Genomic DNA, 1,314 nt, shown 5'->3' with positions numbered 1-1,314 from the left:
TTGCAGCGTCAGACAGCGATTCAACTTCTACTTCTACTTCTACTTCTACTTCAGTAACTAAATAATTTTTAGTTTTGTAGAATATGAAAACAATCGCCCTGATCTATTCAGGGCGATTTTATTTGTAATGAGGGAATGATGAACACCTTTCTATCGCTAAAATGGATACGCTTACTTATTGCCCTACCTTTACTGAGCTCAATCTTCGGCTGTACGCAAAAATTCAATGATGTATCCGCTACGGTCCAAGAAGCTTATGGCAACTACATCGATGTTGAGCTAACTCCAGAAGAAATTGAAGCAGTTCCTTATGCCAGTGCTTACTTAAAAATTGGCGACCAAAAACAGGTCTTCGTAGTGTTGGCCTTTGCTGAGCAAAACCCATTAACTGGTAATACTCAGTTAAAATGGGTAAGTGCAGACAAGGCAATGGTGGTAACAGAAAACGGTCATATCGTTAAAACTATTGGTTTGCAAACCACCAATCTAGCGGGCATTTATGGCAACGTTCCTGCCTACTCAGCGCCCTCTATGCAATCTTTTCTTTCTTACGATTGGGCTGACAAATACCGTTATGGGTTCCCGGCTAAAGTCCAACGCTCTCGTCAAGGTAAAGAAACCGTCATAACCCCTATTTCTTCTACCTCTACTGATGTTTATACCGAGGTTGTAACGTTTACCAGCTTAGAAAAAAGTGTAGAAAACAAATACTGGGTAAACGGTAAAGGAGAAGTGGTGAAAACACGTCAACACTTAGGTCCCAATATGGTACCTGTTGAATTGACGATTCTGAAAGGGTACAGCAAATCATGAATAAGCGTCTGCTATCTCTATTAAGCCTAAGTTTAACAGCAACGATTCTGGCGACCCCTACTACCGTTCAAGCTCAAAATCACTCCCCATCACCGCTCAATATAGAACTTGTCGGAACGGGCAAGGCATTGCAGTTCCAACAAGCGGCACGCTTAGAGAGCGTACTTAAGCACGCACAAGAACAACAAGTCACCCTGCAATACCCTTTAGCTGTGACTCTATTTGATAATTCCGAAACAGCGGTGCAAGAAAGTACTGCCTTAAAGAATTCGGTGTTGAACCAAATGATTCAACATAATTTAGTTGCGCACCCATTTTACAAGTTTATCCAACAAAGCCAGTTTGCACCTCGCGTGCTGTCGGCTATTGATGTTGATCGCATCCGTCTGGATAAATTTGATAACCCTCTTTTACAAGGTCAACTTGCGTTAAGTGCACCAAAACGCAAAGAGAAAGTGTTGTATGTGGGTAACTTAGAAAAAGTCTACGCAGTAGAAAACC

2 protein-coding genes are annotated in these 1,314 nt (G+C 41.8%); both read left to right on the top strand.

Features of this window, described 5'->3' with window-relative positions; translation table 11 throughout:
- The first annotated feature begins 138 nt into the window (after nucleotides 1-138).
- Nucleotides 139-813 carry a YjbF family lipoprotein gene (locus tag R7P67_RS24725; protein WP_318086306.1) on the top strand — a complete coding sequence of 225 codons (675 nt, stop codon included), beginning with the start codon at nucleotides 139-141 and terminating at the stop codon, nucleotides 811-813.
- Nucleotides 810-1,314 (top strand): YjbG polysaccharide synthesis-related protein (locus R7P67_RS24720; RefSeq protein ID WP_318086305.1); only part of this gene is annotated, 505 nt, incomplete at its 3' end. The genes R7P67_RS24725 and R7P67_RS24720, both read left to right, overlap by 4 nt.

The sequence above is a fragment of the Vibrio sp. Vb0937 genome (assembly GCF_033338855.1).
Note: the sequence above shows the minus strand (reverse complement) of the source record. Positions and strands in the feature narration are given on the sequence as shown.